Origin of the sequence: Staphylococcus sp. HMSC072B07, assembly GCF_001815505.1 — a bacterium.
Lineage (GTDB): Bacteria > Bacillota > Bacilli > Staphylococcales > Staphylococcaceae > Staphylococcus > Staphylococcus simulans.
Genome location: NZ_KV820965.1, coordinates 42,037 through 65,540 on the forward strand (window position 1 = coordinate 42,037; position 23,504 = coordinate 65,540).

Annotated in this window: 22 protein-coding genes and 12 tRNA genes; 30 read left to right on the forward strand and 4 right to left on the reverse strand. The window is 36.6% G+C overall.

All coding sequences use genetic code 11. From position 1 onward, the window contains the following. Positions 1–167: 167 nt before the first annotated feature. Positions 168–1,454 (forward strand): serine--tRNA ligase, encoded by a 1,287-nt coding sequence (serS, locus tag HMPREF3031_RS12240; RefSeq protein WP_002480288.1) that lies wholly within the window; start codon positions 168–170, stop codon positions 1,452–1,454. Between the two features lie 278 nt (positions 1,455–1,732). On the opposite strand, the gene HMPREF3031_RS12245 is transcribed toward serS, so the two are convergent. Beyond that, entirely contained in the window at positions 1,733–1,963 is a 231-nt protein-coding gene (locus tag HMPREF3031_RS12245; RefSeq protein WP_002480287.1) for a hypothetical protein, read from the reverse strand. 137 nt (positions 1,964–2,100) lie between these two features. Continuing rightward, positions 2,101–2,292 carry a hypothetical protein gene (locus HMPREF3031_RS12250; RefSeq protein WP_002480286.1) on the reverse strand — a complete coding sequence of 64 codons (192 nt, stop codon included), beginning with the start codon at positions 2,290–2,292 and terminating at the stop codon, positions 2,101–2,103. Between the two features lie 216 nt (positions 2,293–2,508). Here HMPREF3031_RS12250 and HMPREF3031_RS12255 point away from each other — a divergent pair, with 216 nt between their 5' ends. The 5 genes from HMPREF3031_RS12255 (at position 2,509) to HMPREF3031_RS12275 (ending at position 8,960) form a co-directional block, all read left to right on the forward strand. Continuing rightward, positions 2,509–3,435 (forward strand): DUF2232 domain-containing protein, encoded by a 927-nt coding sequence (locus tag HMPREF3031_RS12255; protein ID WP_172954256.1) that lies wholly within the window; start codon positions 2,509–2,511, stop codon positions 3,433–3,435. Positions 3,436–3,449: 14 nt separating this feature from the next. Beyond that, complete coding sequence (locus tag HMPREF3031_RS12260) at positions 3,450–5,417, forward strand: DHH family phosphoesterase (RefSeq protein ID WP_002480284.1); 1,968 nt, start codon at positions 3,450–3,452, stop codon at positions 5,415–5,417. Continuing rightward, positions 5,414–5,863 (forward strand): 50S ribosomal protein L9, encoded by a 450-nt coding sequence (gene rplI / locus HMPREF3031_RS12265; RefSeq protein ID WP_002480283.1) that lies wholly within the window; start codon positions 5,414–5,416, stop codon positions 5,861–5,863. The genes HMPREF3031_RS12260 and rplI overlap by 4 nt, the downstream gene beginning before the upstream one ends. Before the next feature lie 31 nt (positions 5,864–5,894). Then, a complete protein-coding gene (gene dnaB, locus HMPREF3031_RS12270; protein WP_002480282.1) occupies positions 5,895–7,292 on the forward strand; it encodes a replicative DNA helicase in 1,398 nt (465 codons plus the stop codon). A 381-nt stretch (positions 7,293–7,673) separates the two neighbouring features. Next, positions 7,674–8,960 (forward strand): adenylosuccinate synthase, encoded by a 1,287-nt coding sequence (locus HMPREF3031_RS12275; protein ID WP_070724996.1) that lies wholly within the window; start codon positions 7,674–7,676, stop codon positions 8,958–8,960. Between the two features lie 111 nt (positions 8,961–9,071). Here HMPREF3031_RS12275 and HMPREF3031_RS12280 read toward each other — a convergent pair whose 3' ends face one another. Continuing rightward, a complete protein-coding gene (locus tag HMPREF3031_RS12280) occupies positions 9,072–9,965 on the reverse strand; it encodes a YitT family protein (protein WP_002480280.1) in 894 nt (297 codons plus the stop codon). A 107-nt stretch (positions 9,966–10,072) separates the two neighbouring features. Here HMPREF3031_RS12280 and HMPREF3031_RS12285 point away from each other — a divergent pair. The 22 genes from HMPREF3031_RS12285 to fumC all read left to right on the forward strand — a co-directional run bounded on the left by HMPREF3031_RS12285 (position 10,073) and on the right by fumC (position 20,602). Beyond that, positions 10,073–10,147 (forward strand) — tRNA-Glu (locus tag HMPREF3031_RS12285). A 4-nt stretch (positions 10,148–10,151) separates the two neighbouring features. After that, positions 10,152–10,227: transfer RNA gene (locus HMPREF3031_RS12290), tRNA-Asp, on the forward strand. A 17-nt stretch (positions 10,228–10,244) separates the two neighbouring features. After that, positions 10,245–10,317, forward strand: a tRNA-Phe gene (locus tag HMPREF3031_RS12295). A 5-nt stretch (positions 10,318–10,322) separates the two neighbouring features. Continuing rightward, positions 10,323–10,398 (forward strand) — tRNA-Thr (locus HMPREF3031_RS12300). Positions 10,399–10,403: 5 nt separating this feature from the next. After that, positions 10,404–10,487 (forward strand) — tRNA-Tyr (locus tag HMPREF3031_RS12305). A 12-nt stretch (positions 10,488–10,499) separates the two neighbouring features. Beyond that, positions 10,500–10,573: transfer RNA gene (locus tag HMPREF3031_RS12310), tRNA-Trp, on the forward strand. Positions 10,574–10,575: 2 nt separating this feature from the next. Continuing rightward, positions 10,576–10,648: transfer RNA gene (locus HMPREF3031_RS12315), tRNA-His, on the forward strand. Positions 10,649–10,660: 12 nt separating this feature from the next. Continuing rightward, positions 10,661–10,732, forward strand: a tRNA-Gln gene (locus HMPREF3031_RS12320). 8 nt (positions 10,733–10,740) lie between these two features. After that, a tRNA-Cys gene (locus HMPREF3031_RS12325) sits at positions 10,741–10,815 on the forward strand. Positions 10,816–10,823: 8 nt separating this feature from the next. Next, positions 10,824–10,898: transfer RNA gene (locus tag HMPREF3031_RS13590), tRNA-Gly, on the forward strand. Between the two features lie 13 nt (positions 10,899–10,911). After that, positions 10,912–10,986, forward strand: a tRNA-Gly gene (locus HMPREF3031_RS13595). A gap of 6 nt (positions 10,987–10,992) precedes the next feature. Then, positions 10,993–11,077 (forward strand) — tRNA-Leu (locus HMPREF3031_RS12330). A gap of 511 nt (positions 11,078–11,588) precedes the next feature. Then, positions 11,589–12,647: a PTS sugar transporter subunit IIC gene (locus tag HMPREF3031_RS12335; RefSeq protein WP_002481302.1), complete on the forward strand. Its 1,059-nt coding sequence runs from the start codon at positions 11,589–11,591 to the stop codon at positions 12,645–12,647. A gap of 149 nt (positions 12,648–12,796) precedes the next feature. Beyond that, on the forward strand, positions 12,797–14,272 hold the full coding sequence (locus HMPREF3031_RS12340) for an ABC transporter substrate-binding protein/permease (protein WP_070724998.1): 1,476 nt from the start codon (positions 12,797–12,799) through the stop codon (positions 14,270–14,272). Next, positions 14,265–14,987, forward strand: a complete 723-nt coding sequence (locus HMPREF3031_RS12345; RefSeq protein WP_002481300.1) for an amino acid ABC transporter ATP-binding protein — start codon at positions 14,265–14,267, stop codon at positions 14,985–14,987. The genes HMPREF3031_RS12340 and HMPREF3031_RS12345 overlap by 8 nt, the downstream gene beginning before the upstream one ends. 291 nt (positions 14,988–15,278) lie before the next feature. Continuing rightward, the gene (locus HMPREF3031_RS12350; RefSeq protein ID WP_083317902.1) at positions 15,279–15,848 is read left to right on the forward strand and encodes an amino acid kinase family protein; all 570 of its coding nucleotides are present in this window, start codon (positions 15,279–15,281) and stop codon (positions 15,846–15,848) included. Between the two features lie 48 nt (positions 15,849–15,896). After that, a complete protein-coding gene (locus tag HMPREF3031_RS13775; RefSeq protein ID WP_257243630.1) occupies positions 15,897–16,031 on the forward strand; it encodes a hypothetical protein in 135 nt (44 codons plus the stop codon). A 122-nt stretch (positions 16,032–16,153) separates the two neighbouring features. Then, entirely contained in the window at positions 16,154–17,278 is a 1,125-nt protein-coding gene (queG, locus tag HMPREF3031_RS12355; RefSeq protein ID WP_037556441.1) for a tRNA epoxyqueuosine(34) reductase QueG, read from the forward strand. A gap of 5 nt (positions 17,279–17,283) precedes the next feature. Next, positions 17,284–17,754, forward strand: a complete 471-nt coding sequence (gene trmL / locus HMPREF3031_RS12360; RefSeq protein ID WP_002481297.1) for a tRNA (uridine(34)/cytosine(34)/5-carboxymethylaminomethyluridine(34)-2'-O)-methyltransferase TrmL — start codon at positions 17,284–17,286, stop codon at positions 17,752–17,754. Between the two features lie 156 nt (positions 17,755–17,910). Then, positions 17,911–18,510 carry a 6-phosphogluconolactonase gene (locus tag HMPREF3031_RS12365; RefSeq protein WP_002481296.1) on the forward strand — a complete coding sequence of 200 codons (600 nt, stop codon included), beginning with the start codon at positions 17,911–17,913 and terminating at the stop codon, positions 18,508–18,510. Between the two features lie 132 nt (positions 18,511–18,642). Further along, the gene (locus HMPREF3031_RS12370) at positions 18,643–19,056 is read left to right on the forward strand and encodes a hypothetical protein (protein ID WP_002481295.1); all 414 of its coding nucleotides are present in this window, start codon (positions 18,643–18,645) and stop codon (positions 19,054–19,056) included. A gap of 157 nt (positions 19,057–19,213) precedes the next feature. Next, positions 19,214–20,602 carry a class II fumarate hydratase gene (fumC, locus tag HMPREF3031_RS12375; RefSeq protein WP_002481294.1) on the forward strand — a complete coding sequence of 463 codons (1,389 nt, stop codon included), beginning with the start codon at positions 19,214–19,216 and terminating at the stop codon, positions 20,600–20,602. 64 nt (positions 20,603–20,666) lie between these two features. Here the strand turns inward: fumC and HMPREF3031_RS12380 are convergent, their stop codons facing one another. Then, positions 20,667–21,494, reverse strand: a complete 828-nt coding sequence (locus HMPREF3031_RS12380) for an RluA family pseudouridine synthase (RefSeq protein WP_002481293.1) — start codon at positions 21,492–21,494, stop codon at positions 20,667–20,669. Between the two features lie 136 nt (positions 21,495–21,630). Between HMPREF3031_RS12380 and HMPREF3031_RS12385 the strand changes: the two genes are divergently transcribed. Both HMPREF3031_RS12385 and HMPREF3031_RS12390 read left to right on the forward strand, forming a co-directional pair. Next, a complete protein-coding gene (locus tag HMPREF3031_RS12385) occupies positions 21,631–22,785 on the forward strand; it encodes a GAF domain-containing sensor histidine kinase (protein ID WP_002481292.1) in 1,155 nt (384 codons plus the stop codon). Continuing rightward, a complete protein-coding gene (locus HMPREF3031_RS12390) occupies positions 22,760–23,386 on the forward strand; it encodes a response regulator (RefSeq protein ID WP_002481291.1) in 627 nt (208 codons plus the stop codon). Before HMPREF3031_RS12385 ends, HMPREF3031_RS12390 begins: the two co-directional genes overlap by 26 nt. The last annotated feature ends 118 nt before the right edge of the window (positions 23,387–23,504 follow it).

The window sequence follows — 23,504 nt, forward strand, 5'->3', positions numbered from 1 at the left end:
GTGTGCATCAATTAATTTGATACATACTGTTAAATAGGGTGGCAACACGTAATACCACGTCCCTTGTAGGGGCGTGGTATTTTTTTATTCTTTTTTCAGCTGCTCTAATTATATTATTAATTTGAATTTAAATACCCCGACACTTATTTTGAAAGGATGACTGACACATGTTAGATATTAAATTGTTTAGAAACGAAACGGATCGCTTGAAAGAGAAAGTAAGATTACGCGGAATGGACCCACAAATCGTGGACAAAGTATTAGAACTTGATGGTAAACGCCGTGAGTTAATCGGTAAAGCAGAAGAAATGAAAGCTGAACGTAACCGAGTAAGCGGTGAAATCGCTGAGAAAAAACGCAATCAAGAAAATGCGGATGATGTCATTAAACAAATGAGAGAACTTGGCGATAAAATCAAAGATATCGATACTGAGTTAAACGAAGTGGATGATGACTTACATTATAAATTATCTACAATCCCTAATATCATGCATGATGATGTGCCAGAAGGCGAAACTGATGAAGAAAACATCGAAGTGAAAAAATGGGGTACGCCTCGTGAATTCGACTTCGAAGCGAAAGCACATTGGGATTTAGTTGAAGAATTAGGTATGGCAGATTTCGAACGTGCTGCACGTGTATCTGGTGCGCGTTTCGTCTTCTTAACAAATGAAGGTGCACAGTTAGAACGTGCATTAATGAACTACATGTTAACAAAACATACAACACAGCACGGCTATACTGAAATGATGGTACCACAACTTGTGAATGCAAATTCTATGTATGGTACAGGTCAACTTCCAAAATTCGAAGAAGACTTATTCAAGATTGAAAAAGAAGGACTTTACATGATTCCTACTGCGGAAGTACCGTTAACTAACTTCTACCGCGAAGAAGTCTTGTCTGCAGATAAATTGCCAGGCAAGTTCACTGGACAGTCAGCTTGCTTCAGAAGTGAAGCGGGTTCTGCCGGACGTGACACACGTGGCTTAATCCGTTTACACCAATTCGATAAAGTTGAGTTGGTACGTTTTGAAAAACCTGAAGATTCTTGGGATGCATTAGAACAGTTAACAAGCGACGCAGAAGCAATCTTAGAAGAACTTGAATTACCATATCGTCGTGTCATTCTTTGTACTGGCGACTTAGGTTTCAGTTCAAGTAAAACATATGACTTAGAAGTTTGGCTTCCAAGTTATCAAGATTACAAAGAAATCAGCTCATGCTCTAACATGACAGATTTCCAAGCACGTCGTGCTAACATTCGTTTCAAACGCGACAAAGATGCTAAACCAGAATTAGTTCATACATTGAACGGAAGCGGCTTAGCAGTAGGTCGTACGTTTGCAGCAATTGTTGAAAATTACCAAAACGCTGATGGATCAATTACGATTCCAAAAGCATTGGTACCGTTCATGGGCGGAAAAGAAAAAATCGGCCCTGCAACAAAATAAATGGGATCATCGAGTAGTTGGAAAACGAATTAAGATGATCCAACCTCGTTCCAATATATATATTTACCTACCACATGGACGCTATGCCTTACCAACATAGCGTCCTCTTTTTATATGAAAAATTAATATTTCCCGTCTTGTTATTTCCTGAAACACAAAGAAAAACCGACTACCCTCTAAGGATAATCGGTTGAAATAGAATAGTTTGAAAGTGTTGCTGTTAAAGAGTTTGTAGACGAATGGATGTCTTGCTTCAGACAAGCGTCAGTCTAACTTTATCACTCTTGGTTTTGTGTTTCTGATTGCTCAGCGGTATCAACATATAGAAATGCGATGACACTCATAATACTTAGTGTCACAAATGCACAACCTAGTGGAATCAGAAAATTTCCTGCGTTTAAAAAGATGAGACCTGTAATGCTCATTTTAATTAAGGCATGCAATACGAAACATAAAATGCTTGTGAAGAACAGCGCAAGACTGCTTCCAGCTAAGAAAACTTTCTGCATACTTCTGGTACTCCTTCTTCGTTTAAATCTTTTTTTATCACTCTCATTATAACGTGGTTTGCAATATATTACGATAGCGTTTTCGGGAATTAATAAAAATTTAACAAATGGATAGAGTCCAAGTCTTTCTTATTTAGTTAAGAGAGTGATTGAATCAAACTAAAAATGAAGATGATTAGAGTTGATGCGGTAGTGAGTAATAAAGCGATGGTCGTCATTTTTTGATTTCTTACTTGCTTAGGTTTTTTCGTTTCAATAAATAAAATGATCATCGCTGCAATTAATAACAAACCTACAATAGAATATGTAACGATACTTCCAGCTGCCATAAAATCTCCTCCATAGTTGTTATAATATAAATAGTTTATTTATTATATACCTCACTTTTCTGAAGGGAAACATTATAAAATATTGGGTATAGTTGATAAGATACAACTGAAGAAATTGAACTTTATCTATGCTGTTAAAAACATGTAGCAAGCTAGTGATATCAAGTAGGTGATTCTTGCCAACTATGTTAAAATAATTCTTATAGTTACTAAAGTATAGGAGTGGCGAATTTGTTTGCAAAAATAGACCTGAAGGCGACGCTACTTGCAACATTGGCATTGCTGATTATTGTGGCAGTCACCTATGTTATACCGGTTGCCGGACTCATCTTATTTTTTATTGCAACGGTGCCTGGTATTATTCTATGGCATAAGTCTATTATGTCTTTCGGTATTGCCGCACTGATTACAGTTATTTTAACTGTCCTGTTCGGAAGTGAGGGTGTACTGAGTTATATCATCTTCATTTTGATTTTGAGTTTGATAGTAGGGCAATTATTAAAAGAACGTACATCGAAAGAACGTATACTCTATATCGCAACTACATATATGAGTATCATCAGTTTGGCAGGCTTTATGCTGCTTCAAGTCTTCGATAAACTTCCGCTTTCACAAGTGCTTGTGAAACCATTTAAAGATCAAATGTATCAAGCAATGGCAATGAGTGGACTAGATGCTTCTTCACGTAGTGTGTTAGAAGAAGGTTTTAGACAATTAGCAGTTCAATTACCTAGTTATACGATTATCGTTATTTTTATTATGATACTCATTAACTTGATTGTATCGTTTCCGATTTTACGTAAGTTTAAAATAGCAACCCCAGTGTTTAAACCGTTATATGCATGGCAGTTTAAACGTGTACTCGCATACATTTACTTTATAGTATTGCTTTGTGTCATGTTCGCAACGCAACCTGGCACATTCCAAAGTATCGTTTTAAATATGCAAGTTATCTTATCATTTATTATGTTCATCCAAGGTTTAAGTTTCATTGCTTACTTTGCGAAAGCGAAACGTATGCCGGTAGGTGTGGGCATTTTATTAATGGTTATAGGATTTTTACTGACACCTGTGATACCGATTATCGGCTTACTGGGTGTTGTAGATATTACATTCAATTTAAAACGATTTATTAAAAAATGATTTGAGGTGACAGAATGAATCGTCAATCTACGAAGAAAGCACTGTTTATTCCTTTCTTGCTTATGGTATTAACTGCAATCGCATTAGTTGTTGTTTGGTTTATCTTTAACCAATTGATTGCTGGTATCGCAACTGCAGTCTTACTTGTGATGATTATTATCAGTGCATTTGCGTTTCGTAATGCATTCATACGATTAGATCAATATGTAGATGATTTAAGCGGACAGATATCAGCTGGCAATAGTATCGCGATTAAAAGTTTGCCAATTGGCATCATTGTTCTTGATGAGAATGAAGATGTAGAATGGATGAACCATTTCATGTCTGAACGATTGGATCGTAATGTTATCTCAGATCCGATAAATGAAGTGTACCCGAACATTCTGAAACAATTAGAGAAGACGCAAGAGATTGAAATTACAGATGGCAATTATCATTATCGTGTGCGTTATTCAGAAGATGAACACGTCTTATATTTCTTTGATATTACCGAAGAAGTACACACGTATGAATTATATGAGGAATCGAAACCGGTTATCGCAACCTTATTCCTTGATAACTACGATGAAATCACACAAAATATGAACGATACACAACGTTCTGAAATCAACTCTATGGTCACACGTGTCATCAGTCGTTGGGCTTCTGAGTATGATATCTATTTCAAGCGTTATAGTTCAGACCAATTCGTAGCGTATTTAAACCGTCGTATTCTTGACCAATTAGAAGAATCAAATTTCGACTTGTTGCGAAACCTACGTGAAAAGAGTGTAGGTTACCGCGCACAATTGACATTAAGTATTGGTGTCGGTGAAGGTTCAGAGAACTTGATTGACTTAGGGGAATTATCACAATCAGGTTTAGACTTAGCCCTTGGCCGTGGTGGTGACCAAGTCGCAATCAAACATATCAATGGTAATGTAAGATTCTATGGTGGTAAGACTGACCCGATGGAAAAACGTACACGTGTACGTGCGCGTGTTATCTCACATGCTTTAAAAGATATCTTGATGGAAGGCGACAAAGTTATCATTATGGGACATAAACGTCCTGACTTAGACGCAATCGGTGCAGCTATCGGTGTTTCACGCTTTGCGATGATGAATAACTTAGATGCTTATGTTGTGTTAAATGAAGAAGATATCGATCCGACATTACGTCGTGTGATGGATGAAATTGATAAGAAACCAGAATTAAAAGAACGTTTCATCACATCAGATGATGCGTGGGATATTATGACATCGAAAACGACATTAGTTGTTGTTGATACACATAAACCAGAAATGGTATTAGATGAGAACATTTTAAATAAAGCAAACCGTAAAGTCGTGATCGACCATCACCGTCGTGGTGAAAGCTTTATCTCTCATCCATTATTGGTATATATGGAACCTTATGCCAGCTCTACAGCTGAGCTTGTGACGGAACTCCTTGAATACCAACCGACAGAACAACGTCTGACAAGATTAGAATCAACGATTATGTATGCAGGTATTATTGTCGATACGCGTAACTTCACATTACGTACAGGTTCAAGAACCTTTGATGCGGCAAGTTACTTAAGAGCACATGGTGCAGATACGATCTTGACGCAGCACTTCTTAAAAGATGATATTGATACGTACATTAATCGTTCAGAACTTATCCGTACTGTGAAACTGCAAAGCAATGGTATTGCGGTGGCACACGGATCTAATGATAAAATCTATCACCCTGTTACAGTTGCACAAGCTGCAGACGAATTGTTAAGTTTAGATGGTGTAGAGGCCTCTTATGTAGTGGCTAGACGAGAAGATGACTTAGTGGGTATTTCAGCCCGTTCACTCGGCTCTATCAACGTCCAACTGACAATGGAAGCTTTAGGCGGCGGTGGACATTTAACAAATGCTGCCACGCAAATTAAAGGTGTAACAGTAGATGAAGCAGTAGAACAATTACAACAAGCAATAGATGAACAAATTAGTAGGAGTGAAGGACAATGAAAGTAATTTTCACACAAGATGTTAAAGGTAAAGGTAAGAAAGGCGAAGTTAAAGACGTACCTGTAGGCTACGCACAAAACTTCTTATTCAAGAAAAATGTTGCAGTAGAAGCAACACCAGGTAACTTGAAACAATTAGAACTTAAAAACAAACGTGCTGAAGAAGAAAGAGAACAAGAAATCGAAGATGCGAAAGCATTAGCAAAACGTCTTGAAGACATCGAAGTAGAAGTCACAGCTAAATCAGGTGAAGGCGGCAAATTATTCGGTTCTGTCAGCACAAAACAAATTGCACAAGCCTTACAAAAGCAACACGATATCAAAATTGATAAACGTAAAATGGACTTACCTAACGGTATCCATGCCTTAGGTTATACAAATGTACCAGTAAAATTAGACAAAAAAGTCGATGGTACAATCCGTGTTCACACTGTTGAACAAAAATAAGCAATGAAATAATTAGAGGTGTAATCAAAAAATGGATGGAATGTATGAACAAAACCAGATGCCGCATAACAACGAAGCTGAGCAATCTGTCTTAGGTGCCATTATTATTGATCCACAGCTCATGGGGGAAACTCAGGGAGTCTTACTTCCTGAGTCCTTTTATAGAGGCGCTCACCAACACATCTTCCGTGCGATGATGCACCTCTTTGAGGAAAATAGTGAAATAGATGTCGTAACCTTAATGGACCAGCTGACATCTGAAGGGACATTGAGTGAAGCGGGTGGCCCGCAATATCTTGCGGAGCTCGCAAGCAATGTGCCGACGACAAGAAATATTGAGTACTATCGCGAGATTGTTTATAAATTAGCTGCGAAACGTAATTTGATTCGTGTCGCAGATCAAATCGCGAAAGACGGTTATGATTCAGAACTTGATTTAGATGACATTTTAAGTGATGCAGAGCGTAAGATTTTAGAACTCGCATCTACGAGAGAATCTGAAGGGTTTAAAGATATCAGAGACGTCTTAGGACAAGTTTATGAGAATGCTGAAGAGTTAGACCAAAACAGTGGTCAAACGCCAGGTATCCCGACAGGTTATCGTGACTTAGATCAAATGACTGCAGGCTTTAACCGAAATGATTTAATCATTTTAGCTGCACGTCCTTCGGTAGGTAAGACTGCCTTCGCATTGAATATTGCGCAAAAAGTTGCGACCCATGAAAGTAATTATACGGTCGGTATCTTCTCGCTAGAGATGGGTGCAGACCAATTAGCAACACGTATGATTTGTAGTTCAGGAAATGTAGACTCGAACCGTTTACGTACTGGGACGATGACAGATGAAGACTGGAATCGTTTCACAGTGGCAGTCGGTAAGTTATCTAAAACGAAAATCTTTATTGATGATACACCGGGTATCAGAATTACAGATTTACGTTCTAAGTGTCGTCGACTCAAACAAGAGCATGGTTTAGATATGATTGTGATCGACTACTTACAGTTGATTATGGGAAGCGGTTCTCGTATGTCTGATAACCGTCAACAAGAAGTATCTGAAATCTCAAGAACGTTAAAAGCGATTGCACGTGAATTAGAATGTCCGGTTATTGCACTGAGTCAGTTATCTCGTGGTGTTGAACAACGACAAGATAAACGCCCAATGATGAGTGACATCCGTGAATCAGGTTCTATCGAGCAAGATGCGGATATCGTTGCTTTCTTATATCGTGATGATTACTATAATCGTGAAGACGGTGAAGAAGATGACGATGGCGGCATGGAACCTGTCACAAATGATGATAATGGTGAAATTGAAGTCATTATTGCGAAGCAGCGTAACGGCCCGACAGGAACTGTTAAATTGCACTTCATGAAGCAATACAACAAATTCACGGACATTGATTATGCACATGCAGATATGATGTAAAAATTAAAAATGAAATTATAGATGAATTTAAAAGACCAAACGCGCGTTTTGGTCTTTTTTTAATGGGAAATTAGAAAAATAAGGCGAAATAGAAACGAATTTAAAAATATTTTTACGTACAATAAACTAGTATTAGGTTTGAATGTACGGTTTTAAGTCGATTTAAAAGGGTTATTTTGTCAATAAGTATGTGTAATATAAAGTGTAATAAACGGTATAAAACATTGGTATTAAAGGGTTTATATTACTTTTTCGGATGTTTGAGTGTTCACTGAACTGCCAAAAATCTGTAATATTTAATGTTCGTTTTCTATTTGCATTACACGCTTACAATTGATAGAATATTGAATGGTTAATTGAGAATAACTTGGAGGTGCTCTTATGTCATCAATCGTAGTTGTTGGGACACAATGGGGAGACGAAGGTAAAGGTAAAATCACAGACTTTTTAGCAGAACAAGCGGACGTTATTGCACGTTTTTCAGGCGGAAATAACGCAGGACATACAATCAAATTCGGCGGAGAAACTTATAAATTACACTTAGTGCCATCAGGCATTTTCTATCAAGATAAACTATCTGTTATCGGTAACGGTGTTGTAGTTGATCCGGTTGCATTATTAAAAGAGTTGGACGCATTAAATGAACGCGGCATTCCAACAAATAATTTGCGTATTTCAAATCGTGCACAGGTTATTTTGCCTTACCACTTATTACAAGATGAGTATGAAGAACGTCTTCGTGGTGATAACAAAATCGGTACGACTAAGAAAGGTATCGGCCCAGCATACGTTGATAAAGCACAAAGAATCGGTATCCGTATGGCGGATTTATTAGACAAAGAAACATTCGAACGCTTATTAAAAGCAAATCTTGAACACAAAGCAGCATACTTTAAAGGTATGTTTAATGAAGAAGCACCAGCTTTCGAAGATATGTTCGAAGAATACTATGCAGCTGGTCAACGCTTAAAAGAATATGTAACAGACACACCTAAATTATTAGATGATGCACTTGTAGCTAATGAACGTGTATTATTCGAAGGTGCACAAGGGGTTATGTTAGACATTGACCATGGTACATACCCATTCGTTACATCAAGTAACCCGATTGCTGGTAACGTTACTGTCGGCGGCGGTATCGGACCAACATCAGTATCTAAAGTTATCGGTGTATGTAAAGCGTATACGTCACGTGTAGGTGATGGTCCATTCCCTACTGAACTATTCGATGAAGATGGTCATCATATCCGTGAAGTAGGTCGTGAATATGGTACAACTACAGGACGCCCACGTCGTGTCGGCTGGTTCGACTCAGTGGTATTACGTCATTCACGTCGTGTAAGTGGTATTACTGACTTATCTATCAACTCAATCGACGTTTTAACTGGTTTAGATACAGTTAAAATCTGTGTTGCGTATGAGTTAGATGGTGAAGAAATCACTGAATACCCAGCAAACTTAAACGCGTTGAACCGTTGTAAACCAATTTACGAAGAATTACCAGGTTGGTCTGAAGATATTACGGGCGTACAATCATTAGAAGAATTACCAGATAACGCACGTCGTTACTTAGAACGTATTTCTGAGTTATGTAACGTAGGTATCTCAATCTTCTCTGTAGGTCCAGACCGTACACAAACAAATATGTTAAAACCTTTATGGTCATAATTTAAAATAACAAGTGTAATTACAGCAACTTAAAATCAATGATATAGAAAAATGCAATGCGGGTATGAACCTGCATTGCATTTTTTGTATTCATAAAGCTTATGATGAAGTTTAATGAATTTTTTTCTTACGGTGATGTCCGCCACGTACTTCAGAAACATTACCGAAGGATAAGAAGGCGTTCGGATCGATTTGAATAACGACTTCTTTTAATTTCGCTTCCTCAACACGTGTGATGACCGTGAAGACGACTTTACGCGGATCGCCTGTATAGGCACCCTCTGCGTGTAAGTACGTCACACCACGCCCTAAACGGTCGTTAATCGCTTCTCCAATTTCTTTATACTCATCACTGATAATCCAGACCGCTTTTGATTCATCTAAACCGATTAAAATTAAATCAATCATTTTAAAAGCGATGAAATAAGCGACAACACTGTACATGGCACTTTCCCATGTGAATACAAAACCAGCGACTGCGAAAATAAAGAAGTTGAAGATCATCACGATTTCACCGACTGAAAATGGCAAACGGTTATGCACGAGAATGGACATAATTTCTGTTCCATCCATACTACCGCCGGCTCGGATGACTAAACCGACACCGATACCGACAATGGCACCACCGAAGATGGTGATAAGTAAAGGTTCTCTAACGACTGCAGGGATATCATGGAGCAACATAGTTCCGATAGATAAGACAGTAATCGCATAAAGCGTAGATACCGCAAATGTTTTACCAATCTGTTTATAACCTAAGAAGAAAAACGGTAAGTTAAGAATAAAGATAAACACACCGAGTGATAAACCTGTTAGATGAGATAAGATAATCGAAACACCGACGATCCCGCCATCTAACAATTTATTTGGAACTAAGAAGAGTTCAAGTCCTACTGCCGTAAGCATTGAACCTATCGTTAAGAAAAGGATACGTATAATAATTTGTGTGAGAGACAGTTTTTTCTCTTTCTTTGTATGACCCCCAGAGTGCGTGGATTGATTCATAATTTGCCTCCTAAAATGGGTTATGTAAAAATTATACAAAAAAACTTTAAAAATTGCTTGTGTTTTTTTAAAGAGCTGTGCTATAATCTATCTTGTGCTTGAAAAACGGCTCCTTGGTCAAGCGGTTAAGACACCGCCCTTTCACGGCGGTAACACGGGTTCGAGTCCCGTAGGAGTCACCATTTAGGTCTCGTAGTGTAGCGGTTAACACGCCTGCCTGTCACGCAGGAGATCGCGGGTTCGATTCCCGTCGGGACCGCCATTCATTAATATAATTATGGTTCAATAGCTCAGTTGGTAGAGCAATGGATTGAAGCTCCATGTGTCGGCAGTTCGACTCTGTCTTGAACCATTTTTGCCGGCCTAGCTCAATTGGTAGAGCAACTGACTTGTAATCAGTAGGTTGGGGGTTCAAGTCCTCTGGCCGGCACCATCTCAGGAGGGGTAGCGAAGTGGCTAAACGCGGCGGACTGTAAATCCGCTCCTTCGGGTTCGGCAGTTCGAATCTGCCCCCCTCCACCATCTTATTTTAATAGGGGCATAGTTCAACGGTAGAATAGAGGTCTCCAAAACCTTTGATGTGGGTTCGATTCCTACTGCCCCTGCCATGGCGACTGTGGTGAAGTGGTTAACACATCGGATTGTGGTTCCGACATTCGTGGGTTCGATTCCCATCAGTCGCCCTTTATTATTAATGGGCTATAGCCAAGCGGTAAGGCAACGGACTTTGACTCCGTCACTCACTGGTTCGAATCCAGTTAGCCCAGTTACTTTTGGCGGCATAGCCAAGTGGTAAGGCCAAGGTCTGCAAAACCTTTATTCACCGGTTCAAATCCGGTTGCCGCCTCCATGAATTATGCGGGAGTAGTTCAACTTTTAGAACACGTTCCTTCCCGGAACGAGGTATAGGTGTAAATCCTATTTTCCGCTCCATTTTTTATTTTATGCGGGAGTAGTTCAACTCTTAGAACACGTTCCTTCCCGGAACGAGGTATAGGTGTAAATCCTATCTTCCGCTCCATATTATGCCGGCGTGGCGGAATTGGCAGACGCGCGGGACTCAAAATCCCGTTCCAGCTAATGGAGTGCCGGTTCGATCCCGGCCGCCGGTACTGAAATAGAAACATTTTTAATGTTTTAAGAGTAGAATTCTTGATATATCAAGGTTTCTACTCTTTTTTTATATACTAAGTAACGTTTAAATATATAATTTTGGTCACGTTATGGACACTTATAGTATTGTTAATAGATATTTTGATCATAGTTATTGATTATAAATAACTGGTTATATTTAAAGGCTTTACATTGACTGTTTCAAACTTTTCCTTAAAGCAATGACTATATTGACGTAAAGTAATATCTGTTGATGTATAGTCTGGACTTTTAAGATATTCAGGAATTACCTTGTTTATTCCATTCTAGAAGTGAAGTTGTTTTTAATTATCTGATACAAAAATTTAAAAAGTTATATAGAAAGCGCATTAACTATACTTATTAAATATATGATTTGATATGCATATGTAACTTTATGTTACCTTTGTTCCGTTTTTCGTATTGTTGCTTTGATAGAATTATTATAGAATAAAAGCAATAGTTAAAGAACGGAGGATAAATTTACATCTTATGGCTAAATCAGAGTTAAACACAAAAGTATTTTTTAGTAACATATTGAATGCGGTAGGTGCAGGCGTTGTAGTTGCTTTGTTACCGAACGCATTACTAGGTGAAATCCTTAAGTTTTTCATGAATGGAAATCATTATTTAGAATTAATTTTTCAAATCGTTATAGCAATACAATCTTTTATGGCGTTTATTATAGGTGTCTTAGCGGCACATCAATTTAAATTCAGCGGTCCGTCTGCTGTCATGATAGGGACTTCTGCAATGATAGGTTCTGGTGCAGTACAATTCACTTCGAAAGGCTTAGCTTTAAAAGGTATTGGGGATATTATCAATATCATTATCGTTGTGATGATTGCATGTGTGCTTGTATTGCTTTTAAGTGGTAAATTAGGTTCACTTGAAATGATCATTTTACCTGTAGTGATTCCTGTCGTTTCTGGTTTTATCGGTTTAATGATTTTACCATTTGTATCTCATATCACTAAAGCATTAGGTGCGATGATTCATTCATTTACGGAATTAAATCCATTATTGATGAGTATCTTAATCGCAATGACTTATGCTTTGTTAATGGTTACGCCAATTTCATTGGTAGCGATTGCAACTGCCATTTCGTTATCAGGCTTAGGCAGTGGTGCAGCAAACTTAGGTATCGTTGCAGCATGTGTAACATTCATTTGGGGCTCGTTGCCAGTCAATAAAGCAGGTGTCAATATCGTATTGATCATTGGTGCAGCTAAAATGATGATTCCTGTATATTTCAAACATTTGATTATCGCAGTACCATTAGCTTTAAATGGTTTAGTTGCTGGTCTTGTAGCATACTTTATCGGCATCCAAGGAACACCAATGTCAGCAGGATTTGGCTATACAGGACTTGTAGGCCCGATCAATGCGTTTAACCGAATGGAAGGCGATTCATTTACAAATATTGTATTATTAGCATTTGGTTACTTTATCATCCCATTTGTTTCTGGTTTTATTATCCATCAAGTATGTAAGAGAATTTTACCAGGTTATAACAATGAAATTTATAAATTTGATATACCTAAACAATAAATCTTTGGCCTTGTTCAAATCTGAACAAGGCTATTTTTATGAAGTATTTTTATATGAGTAACTCAAGTTTTCAGAAAATTTAAAAATACCTATTGCATATTGATACAACTATATGTATAATAATTCCATAAGTTAAGGAGGACATCGCTATGATACAACATAAAGCATTAAACATAATTAAAGTATTCATATGTACGGTATTTTTACTCGGCATCATTTTACCGCTATTTAATTTAAAGGCAAATGCTGAGGCACAAGACCCCGTATGGGAAAAGATTAAACAAAGAGGGGAATTAAGAGTAGGACTATCTGCTGACTATGCGCCATATGAATTCGAATCTTCGAAAAATGGAAAACGAGAATATGTCGGCATTGACGTTGAATTAGCTAAGAAAATTGCTGAAGACAATCATCTAAAGCTAAAAATTGAAAACATGTCATTTGATAGTTTACTAGGTGCTTTGAAAACAGGAAAAATCGATATGATTATTTCTGGAATGACACCAACACCAGAACGTAAAAAAGAAGTAGACTTCTCAGATTTTTATATGAAGTCTGGACAATCCATCATTGTTAAAAAAACTGAGATCGATAAATATAAATCATTACGTGATTTTGACAATAAAAGAATCGCAGCACAAAAACAAACGACTCAAGAGCAGTTAGCAAAAACAGAAATTGAAAATACTGATGTTCACTCATTAACACGTCTACCAGAAGCAATCATGTCTTTAAAAAGCGGCAAAGTAGATGGTGCAATTATTGAAAGACCTGTAGCAGAGGCTTACTTACAACAAAATCCTGAATTAGGATTTGCGAAAGTTAAATTCCATGAACCTGATAAAGATAATTCAATTGCGATACCTAAAAATGCGCCGGTATTACTAGCGCAAGTAAACAAATCAGTTAAAGATGTAAAAGATCAAAACTTGATTCCGAAATATAAAGATATCGCAGCACAATCTATGGAAGAAGAAGGAAACTTCTTTACTAAGTACGGTTCATTCTTTTTAACAGGTATTAAAAATACAATTTTAATTTCTATAGTCGGTGTAGTATTTGGTGCTTTATTTGGTGCATTCTTCGCTTTAATGAAATTAAGTTCAATAAAACCTTTAAAATGGTTAGCTTCTGTATACATTGAATTTATCAGAGGTACACCATTACTTGTACAAGTATTCTTAGTGTTCTTCGGTACAACTGCTGTATTGGGTTGGGATATCTCAGCGCTAATTTGCGGTATGATTGCGATGGTTATCAACTGTGCTGCATATATTGCAGAAATAATTAGAGCGGGTATTAACGCTGTTGATAAAGGCCAAACAGAAGCAGCCAGAAGTTTAGGTTTAAGCTATGGCCAAACAATGAAAACAATTATTTTACCTCAAGCAATTAAAAATATTTTACCAGCATTAGGTAATGAGTTTGTGACAGTTATTAAAGAATCATCTATTGTGTCAGTTATCGGTGTCAGTGAGATTATGTTTAATGCCCAAGTTGTCCAAGGTGCATCTTTTGATCCATTTACGCCATTACTTGTAGCAGCAATTCTTTACTTTGTATTGACCTTTGTATTATCAAGAGTCATGAACTTCTTTGAAGGGAGAATGAAAGTCAGTGATTAATATTAAACATTTAAAGAAAAACTTCGGCAGTAATGAAGTTTTAAAAGACATTGAACTAGAAATTAACGCAGGAGAAGTAGTGGCGATTATAGGACCATCTGGTGGAGGTAAAAGTACTTTATTAAGATGTATTAATCTTTTAGAGCAACCAGATGGCGGAGAAATTAACTTTGAAGGTACTAATATTTTAGGTAAAGATGTGAAAGTAAATGAATTACGCCAAAAAATGGGCATGGTTTTTCAAAACTTCAATTTATTTCCGCATAAAACCGTCTTAGAGAATATCATGTTAGCACCGAAGTTACTAAAACATACAGATTCAACAAGTTTAAAACAAGAAGCACAAGAACTTTTAGATAAAGTAGGTTTATCAGATAAAGGAAATAGTTATCCAGCACAATTATCAGGAGGTCAGAAACAAAGGGTTGCGATTGCTAGAGCGTTGGCAATGCATCCAGATGTATTACTCTTTGATGAACCGACTTCTGCACTTGATCCAGAAGTAGTTGGAGATGTGCTTCAAGTTATGAAAGAACTTGCGAAAGAAGGCATGACCATGGTTGTGGTAACACACGAAATGCAGTTTGCGCGTGATGTCAGTGACAAAGTGGTATTTATGGCAGATGGCATTGTAGCTGAAGCAGGTACGCCTTCACAAATTTTCGGTAATCCGCAAAATGAAAGAACGCAACAATTTTTAAAACGTGTATTATAACGAACAGCAAGCAGCCATGATGAATATAACGTTATTGTTTAGAGCAATGACCCTTTTAAACTAAATTAGTTATTTCATCATCTTCTTGCTGTGATGCTTAAATATATGCATCACTTTATAAAACATATCACCCAGTAAAAGACACATTTCTATACCTCTATTATAAAGATATTATGTTTACTGATTAACAAAAATCAAAATAGATTATGGCGTTAACTTTTTAAACCAGTTTAAAAGATATGTATAGGTATATGTCATTCAACTAGAGAAAGGGATAAAAGTGATTGATTCATGAAATTCATTGTTATAAAAATCAGTGGTAGTATTATCAATCAATTAGCATCTACGACATTTAAACAAATTGCTGATCTTAGAAGTAACGGACTGTATCCAATTATTGTGCATGATGGCGGTCCGAAGGTAAATGAAGCATTAAAAGAAAATGGTATTGAAGCGGAACATATCAATGGCATCAGGAAAATCAATCTTCCAACCTTAAATATTATAGCCAATACTTTATTATGCAAAGTCAATGTTGACGTAGTGGAAGAAGCAAATGAAGTTGCACAAAATTTCATTGGGATTAACGGGGCTTATTTTCCAATATTTGATTGTCGTCCTATTTCTAAAGAACTAGGTTTCGTAGCCGAACCAGAAAATATCAATCGAGAAGTGTTTCAACAACTTTGTACGAATTATATTCCAGTCGTTGCTTCTATCGGTCGCTATCATAATCAATTTTATAGTATTAATGTAGAAACACTTTCCTATAAAATTGCCGCAACATTACAATCACCTTTAATCATTTTAAGTGATATACCAGGTGTACAAAACCAAGGTGAGGTTATTTCTGATATTTAACTTTCTGAATTAGACAAATTAATCAACTCTAAGATGATTAGTGATGATATGATTCCAAAGTTGAAAGACGCATCGAAAGCATTTAGTGCAGGCGTTAAAGAAATCGTGATTGCGCCAGGTTATGAAGAGAATATTATGAGACAGTATTTTGATGGACAACCCGTCGGCACAAAAATTTATTAATAATTATCAACAAGCTGATATCTACAGAAAGGTATCAGCTTTAATTTTTGAAGAAAATTTAACTTGTATCTATGTATTGTGTGTTAAAATACAAAATGGACCATGGATATGGAGGCATTATGGTGGATAATAAACAATTAAAAAAAGATATTATTGAATATGCCCATCAAATCGGGATAGACAGTATCGGTTTTACAACTGCTGATCCATTTGATGAGCTTAAACAAAAGTTAGTGGACTATCATGCCAAAGGATATGCATCTGGTTTTGAGGAATCAGATATTGAATTAAGAGTGAATCCTAAGTTGTCTATGCCGACTGCAAGATCCATTATTGCTATCGCAGTAGGTTACCCAAACAAATTGAAGGGTGCACCGAAAAGTGTTCGAGGCGATCGTAGAGGGATGTTTGCGCGTGCTTCATGGGGACAGGATTATCATACAATCATGCGAAAACGCTTGGATAAATTAGGTGAGTATATCAAGTCACGCGTACCTGATGTAGAAATGTTATCTATGGTAGATACAGGTGTATTATCAGATCGTGCTGTGGCTGAACGTGCCGGATTAGGTTTTACAGGAAGAAATGGCTTTGTTATCAATCCTGACTTAGGGACATGGACCTATTTAGGTGAAATGTTAGTCAGTATTCCATTTGAGCCAGACGACCCATTGCTCGACAGTTGTGGAGATTGTACGATTTGTGTTGACCGTTGTCCAACTGGTGCATTAGTTGGGAACGGACAATTAAACAGTCAGAAATGTATTTCATTCCTGACTCAAACAAAAGGTTATTTACCAGATGAATATCGCTATAAAATCGGCAATCGATTATATGGTTGCGATACGTGTCAGCAAGTGTGTCCTAAAAATAGGGGGATTAACACAGAACACGATGATATCGTTTTAGAACCTGAAATATTAAAACCACGTTTAATTCCTTTACTACAAATGAGTAATAAAGAATTTAAGAATACGTATGGACATTTAGCAGGTGCTTGGAGAGGTAAGAAACCAATTCAACGTAATGCGATTATCGCATTAGCACACTTTAATGAAACAGCTGCATTGCCAAAACTAAAAGAAGTAGCGTTAAATGATCCAAGACCGATGATTCGGGCAACTGCTTACTGGGCAATTGGCCAAATTGCAGGTGAGGATGAACGTGATTTTATCGATGCACATCTCGCCGATGAATTAGATGAAGTACAAGAAGAAATGTTAAAAGGATTAGAAAAGAGGAATTAAGTAACATGACAAACCATGTCGTATTATATCAACCCCAAATTCCTGCAAATACAGGGAACATAGCTAGAACATGTGCAGGTACAGATGCACATTTACATCTAATTAAACCCCTAGGGTTCAGTACAGATGATAAAATGTTGAAACGTGCCGGCCTAGATTACTGGGTGCATGTGAATATTACTTATTATGAAAGTATTGAAGAGTTTTTTGAGAAAACTGATGGACATTATTATCTCATCACTAAATTCGGTCAAACGACCTTTACTGATTTTGATTATTCAAATTCTGATGAAGATCATTATTTTGTATTTGGGCGTGAAACGACAGGGTTACCAGATTGGGTAAAAGAAAAATATGCTGAAACAGCATTAAGAATTCCGATGAACGATCATATTCGTTCATTAAACCTATCTAATACAGCCGCAATCTTAGTCTATGAAGCATTGAGACAACAGAATTATCCACATTTACATTAATGGATATTTGGGTTTGAGTGAAATCAATTAATGAAACAGGTATAATAGAATTAACTATTACGTGTATCTATTGCGTTTACTTCTTTTAAGAACAGGGTAAATAATGTAGCAATCGAAGTGATATACGAACTGAGAACAATTAGAGGAGTGTACATTATGGCAATGAACTTTAAGGTTTTTCCAACTGCAGATAAAGCTGCACGCTATTCTGCAGATATTATCAGAAAGACATTTAATAATAATCCGACAACAATCATGGGTGTGCATCTAGCAGATGACAACGCGCCTGTTTTAGAAGACTTAAAACAAAACGTGTTGCGTCACCCAGTTGATTTCAGTCAAATCAACATTTTAGATTATGATGACAACAAATCATACTACCAAACACTTGGTGTACCAGATTCACAAGTTTATGAATTATCATATAACGATGGTGTCGTTGATTTTATCGAAGAAAACATTAAGTCTAAAGAAAATAAAGCTAAATTCACATTACAAGTTTTAACTATTAATGATAAAGGCAACCTAGATGTTGCGGTAAAATCAGGTGTAATGCCTGCTCGTGAAGTTATTTTAGTTGTCACTGGTGCTGAAAAAGCTGACTTAGTGAACAAATTATATAACGAAAACGGCAACTCAAGCTATGTCCCATCTGATTTAAAAGCACACCGTATGGTGAATGTTATTTTAGATGAAGCAGCAGCAGCTGGTTTACCAGAGGATGTACGTCAGTACTTCACTGAACGCTTCGCTTAAGCTGAATAATGCATTATCAATAATTCCGAGTTATGTTGATGAATTGAAACATAACTCGGATTTTAATTTGTATTCAGAGTGTATTTCCTTTATTATTTTGTTGAATGAGTAATTTCAGAAAGGAACATTTCCATGCAAAATCTACATAAACATTGGAAACTCTTAATGTTAGCTACTGTAATTTTTGGATTGTTATCTATCAAAGGTTTTCCAATTGCGTTAGGCGCACTATATTTACCAGTACTCTTTCGTGTAGTCAAACTACAAATGAATTTATCTGAAGGATTAGTAAGTCAACGAGATCCGCAAATGTTTATCAAGAGTAACCAAAAAGGTGTCATTATCAGTGTGATTTGTTGTATTGCGATTACATTTATTTTATTTAAGCCTTTAGGTGATTTTTATAACAGTTTAACGGGCTTTTTAGGAACATTGATTAACATCAGTCCTATTTTATTAGTAATCAGTATTATTTTATATATTTTAACTGCTGTTGCGGTTATTAAAGCTGTTAAACTTCACTTTAAAAGTGTTGAAACTAAATAATATGTATATATAAGGAGTCTAGCTCACTAGGCTCTTTTTTTAATATATTTTTAAGTCATAGTCAGACATGAAAGCGTTAACTATATAGAGATTTAATTTAAAAACATTTAATGCTATACTTATGATAAATACCAATCATAAAGGGGAGACAAGTCAAATGTCAGTAAGAATTGAACATGATACATTCGGAGAAATTGAAGTACCTGGTGATAAGTTCTGGGGTGCACAAACTGAAAGAAGTAAACGTAATTTCCCAGTAGGTAAAGAGCGTATGCCGATTGAAGTGGTATACGGCTTTGCACAATTAAAACGTGCAGCAGCATTAGCTAACTTTGAATTAGGTAAATTAAGTGAAGCGAAAAAAGACGCAATTGTCTTTGCGTGCGATCGTGTAATTAAAGGGGAACTCGATGAACACTTCCCACTTGTTGTATGGCAAACAGGAAGCGGAACGCAAAGTAATATGAACGTCAACGAAGTAGTCAGCTATGTAGCTAACGATTACTTGAAAAAACATGGCAGTGAAGAAACAATACATCCAAATGATGACGTGAATAAATCACAAAGTTCTAATGATACTTTCCCAACTGCAATGCATGTTGCGTTATATCATGAAATTGAAGCTAACTTAGAACCAGCATTAAAACAATTACGTGATACATTTGCGAAAAAAGAAAAAGATTTCCATGACATTATCAAAATTGGTCGTACACATTTACAAGATGCGACACCAATTCGCTTAGGTCAAGAAATCAGTGGTTGGCGTTATATGCTTGATAAATGCGACCAATTATTAGGTGAATCTAAAGCGCATTTATTAAGTTTAGCAATCGGCGGTACTGCAGTAGGTACAGGTATTAACGCACACCCTAAATTCGGTGATATGGTTGCTGCGAATATTAAAGAAAATACAGGCTATCCATTTGTATCTTCTGAAAATAAATTCCATGCATTAACAGCACATGATGAAGTGGTTCAATTGCATGGTTCATTAAAAGCTTTAGCAGCTGATTTAATGAAAATCGCAAATGATATTCGCTGGTTAGCATCTGGTCCAAGAGCTGGATTAGCTGAAATCAGCATTCCTGAGAACGAACCAGGTTCTTCAATCATGCCTGGTAAAGTTAACCCGACACAATGTGAAATGTTAACAATGGTTTCTGTACAAGTAATGGGTAACGATACGGTAGTTGGCATTGCCGCTTCTCAAGGTAACTTTGAACTAAACGTATTCAAACCAGTAATCATGGACAACACATTACAATCTATCTATTTACTCGCAGACGGTATGCGTACATTTGATGAAAACTGTGCGCAAGGTATTGAACCAATCGAAGAAAATATCGATCAGTATCTAAACCGTTCATTAATGTTAGTAACTGCTTTAAACCCACATATCGGTTATGAAAAAGCAGCTAAAATTGCGAAAAACGCACACAAACAAGGTATTACACTAAAACAATCAGCTATTGATTCTGGCTATTTAACAGAAGAACAATTTGATGAGTGGATCAAACCAGAAAACATGGTTGAACCAAAAGAATAATCAATTATCAAAAGATAAATTGAAATTAAGTAAACAAAAATGGAGAGGGCATTTGCCTTCTCCATTATTTTTTGTCATCCAATGAAACAGAAATCTTTTCTTTCGTTAACGGATGTACAAATTCAATTTTATGACTGTGTAAACGTAATTGACGTAATTTAGAATCACCATATAAAGGATCTCCAATAACTGGATGGCCGATTGCGGCTAAATGTACACGGATTTGATGTGTACGCCCTGTGTCCAATTTAATATCCAATTCACATTCATTTTCTTTTAACATACGTGCATCTAAGATATGAGTGATGGCTTGTTGACCCGTCGGTGAAACACGTCTGCGGTTAGGATGGAACTTGTCTTTACCGATAGGTTTATCGATAGTTTGCGGTTTAAGCGGTAGTAAGCTTTTAACTACTGCTTTATAAATTCGTGATATTTGATTTTCCTCTAACATGCGATCTAGTAATTTTTTCATCAATGGATTTTTCGCCACAATCAGTAAACCGACTGTTTCTTGGTCTAGGCGATGAATAGGTTCTGCATAATCACTATCAAGTGTATATATGACATGATTCATCAATGTATTGCTTTCTTTTAAGTCGTTAGGATGTGTTTTTACCCCTTTAGGCTTTTTGATTATCGCAATGTCTGCGTCTTCATAATAGACATCTGCGTAACGGTAACTTGGTAAATAATTACTTGTTTCATTTGGAGTCGGGACAAACACTTGATCTCCTTGTTGCACTTTTGCTGAAAGCTGTGCAGGTTCTTGATTAATGGTAATGGCTTTTGACATATTTAATTGATGCAGTTCTTTCTTCGGTAATTTCACATCTTGGAAAATTTCTCTTAATGTATAGCCGTTATATTGTTCAGGTACTTTAAATTCCATAACTTCCTCCTCGATTATTACTTAATATCATAACATATTCTGCGTTGTGATAGTTGCGTGTGCAAGTGGAATGCTATCGTTATAGAGATTGAATCGGTATAATAAAAATAGATTATAGATAAGAGAGGTGAACACTGTGGTTAAACCGACACGTTTGGCATTATTAAAAGAAATTGCAGAATATCTGAATGAAGAAACAGAAATTTATACTATGATGCATGGCGCATTAAAGCTGCTCATTGAAGGCAGTGCATTTACAACAGGCTGGATTTTCTTCATCAATGAAGCCGGAGAACATGAAATGGCAGCTGATTACCAATTACCACGTTCTTTAACGAAACATGATTGCCAAAGTATGCGAGAAGGCACTTGTTGGTGTGTACAAGCTTATCACAGTGAAAAGTTGATGAAAGCCTCTAATATTATTCATTGTTCAAGAATCAGTGCCGCAAATCAAGAATACGCTGATGAATCTGGAGGCATTACACATCATGCGACAGTTCCGCTACGTTCAGGTAATGAACGATTTGGTTTATTAAATGTAGCTTCTCCTGATACAGTAAAGTATTCAGAAGAAGATTTAGAACTATTAGAATCTGTTGCATTTCAAATCGGTTCTACGATTAAGCGTATTGAATTAACGAATAAAGAGAAAGAAGCGGCACGTTTGAATGAACGAAACCGACTGGCACGTGATTTACATGACTCTGTCAATCAGATGTTATTTTCATTGAAGCTGACTGCACATGCAGCACATGGTATGACAGAAGAACCTGTAGCGAAAAAAGCTTTCGAAACAATTGAGACTACAAGTCAGCAGGCTGTAAATGAAATGAGAGCTTTGATTTGGCAGTTAAAACCAATCGGGTTAGAACATGGTCTAGTGAGTGCATTGAAACAATACAGTCATTTAATTGGCATTCAGCCAGACATAGAAGTAGAAGGCCTTATTGACTTGTCTAGCAGTGTTGAAGAGCATAGTTATCGTATATTGCAAGAAGCGATGAATAATATTAAAAAGCATGCACAAACGAATCATGCACATGTACTCTTGCATCAACATGAAAATAAGTTTGATATGGTAATCTCAGATAAGGGCGCTGGTTTTAATCCTGACTGGATTGACCAAACCTCCCATGGTATTTATAATATGCGTCAACGTATCAAACAAATACAAGGAAAAATGGAGATAAATTCTAAATTGGGACAAGGGACAACAATACGCTTAAGTGTACCATTGACTCAAACAGAGAAGGAGACAAAACATGAATCAAGTCGTTTTGATAGATGATCATTACATTGTACGTCAAGGTTTGGAATTTTTGATTTCAACCATTGATGATTTAGCTGTACAAGATTCTTTTGCGAACGGCAAGGCATTTATAGCTGAATTAGAACAAAGTGGACAACATCCTGATATTGTACTGCTTGATTTAGTAATGCCTGAGATGAATGGTATTGAAGTGACAGAATATCTTAAATCACATTATCCTGAAATCAAAATATTAGTGTTAACCAGTTATGCGGATGATGAACATGTGATTTCAGCAATTAATAAAGGGGCAGACGGATATGAAATGAAAGATGTCGAGCCTGAGCAACTAATTACATCTATACATAAAGTTTTGCAAGGAGAAAAAATCATACACCCTGAAGTACAAAAAGTGATGGAAGATGTAGCGAAAAAACCGCATCATGTCAATAAACTCTCTAATCGTGAAAAAGACGTCTTAAAAGAAATGGCAAAAGGTAAAACGAACCGCGAAATCGCTGAAGCTTTATATGTCTCTGAAAAAACGATTAAAACACATGTCAGTCACATTTTCTCTAAATTACAAGTCAGTGACCGTACACAAGCTGCTATTTATGCAATGGAAAATAAACTTATCTAATTCAACATTAAACGTATTTGAAAGGTTAGTCTAATAACTTTCATATACGTTTTTTTATTTTGTGAAAAACAGCACAATAAAATGTATATTTACTATTTATGTAAAATTAGACTATAAT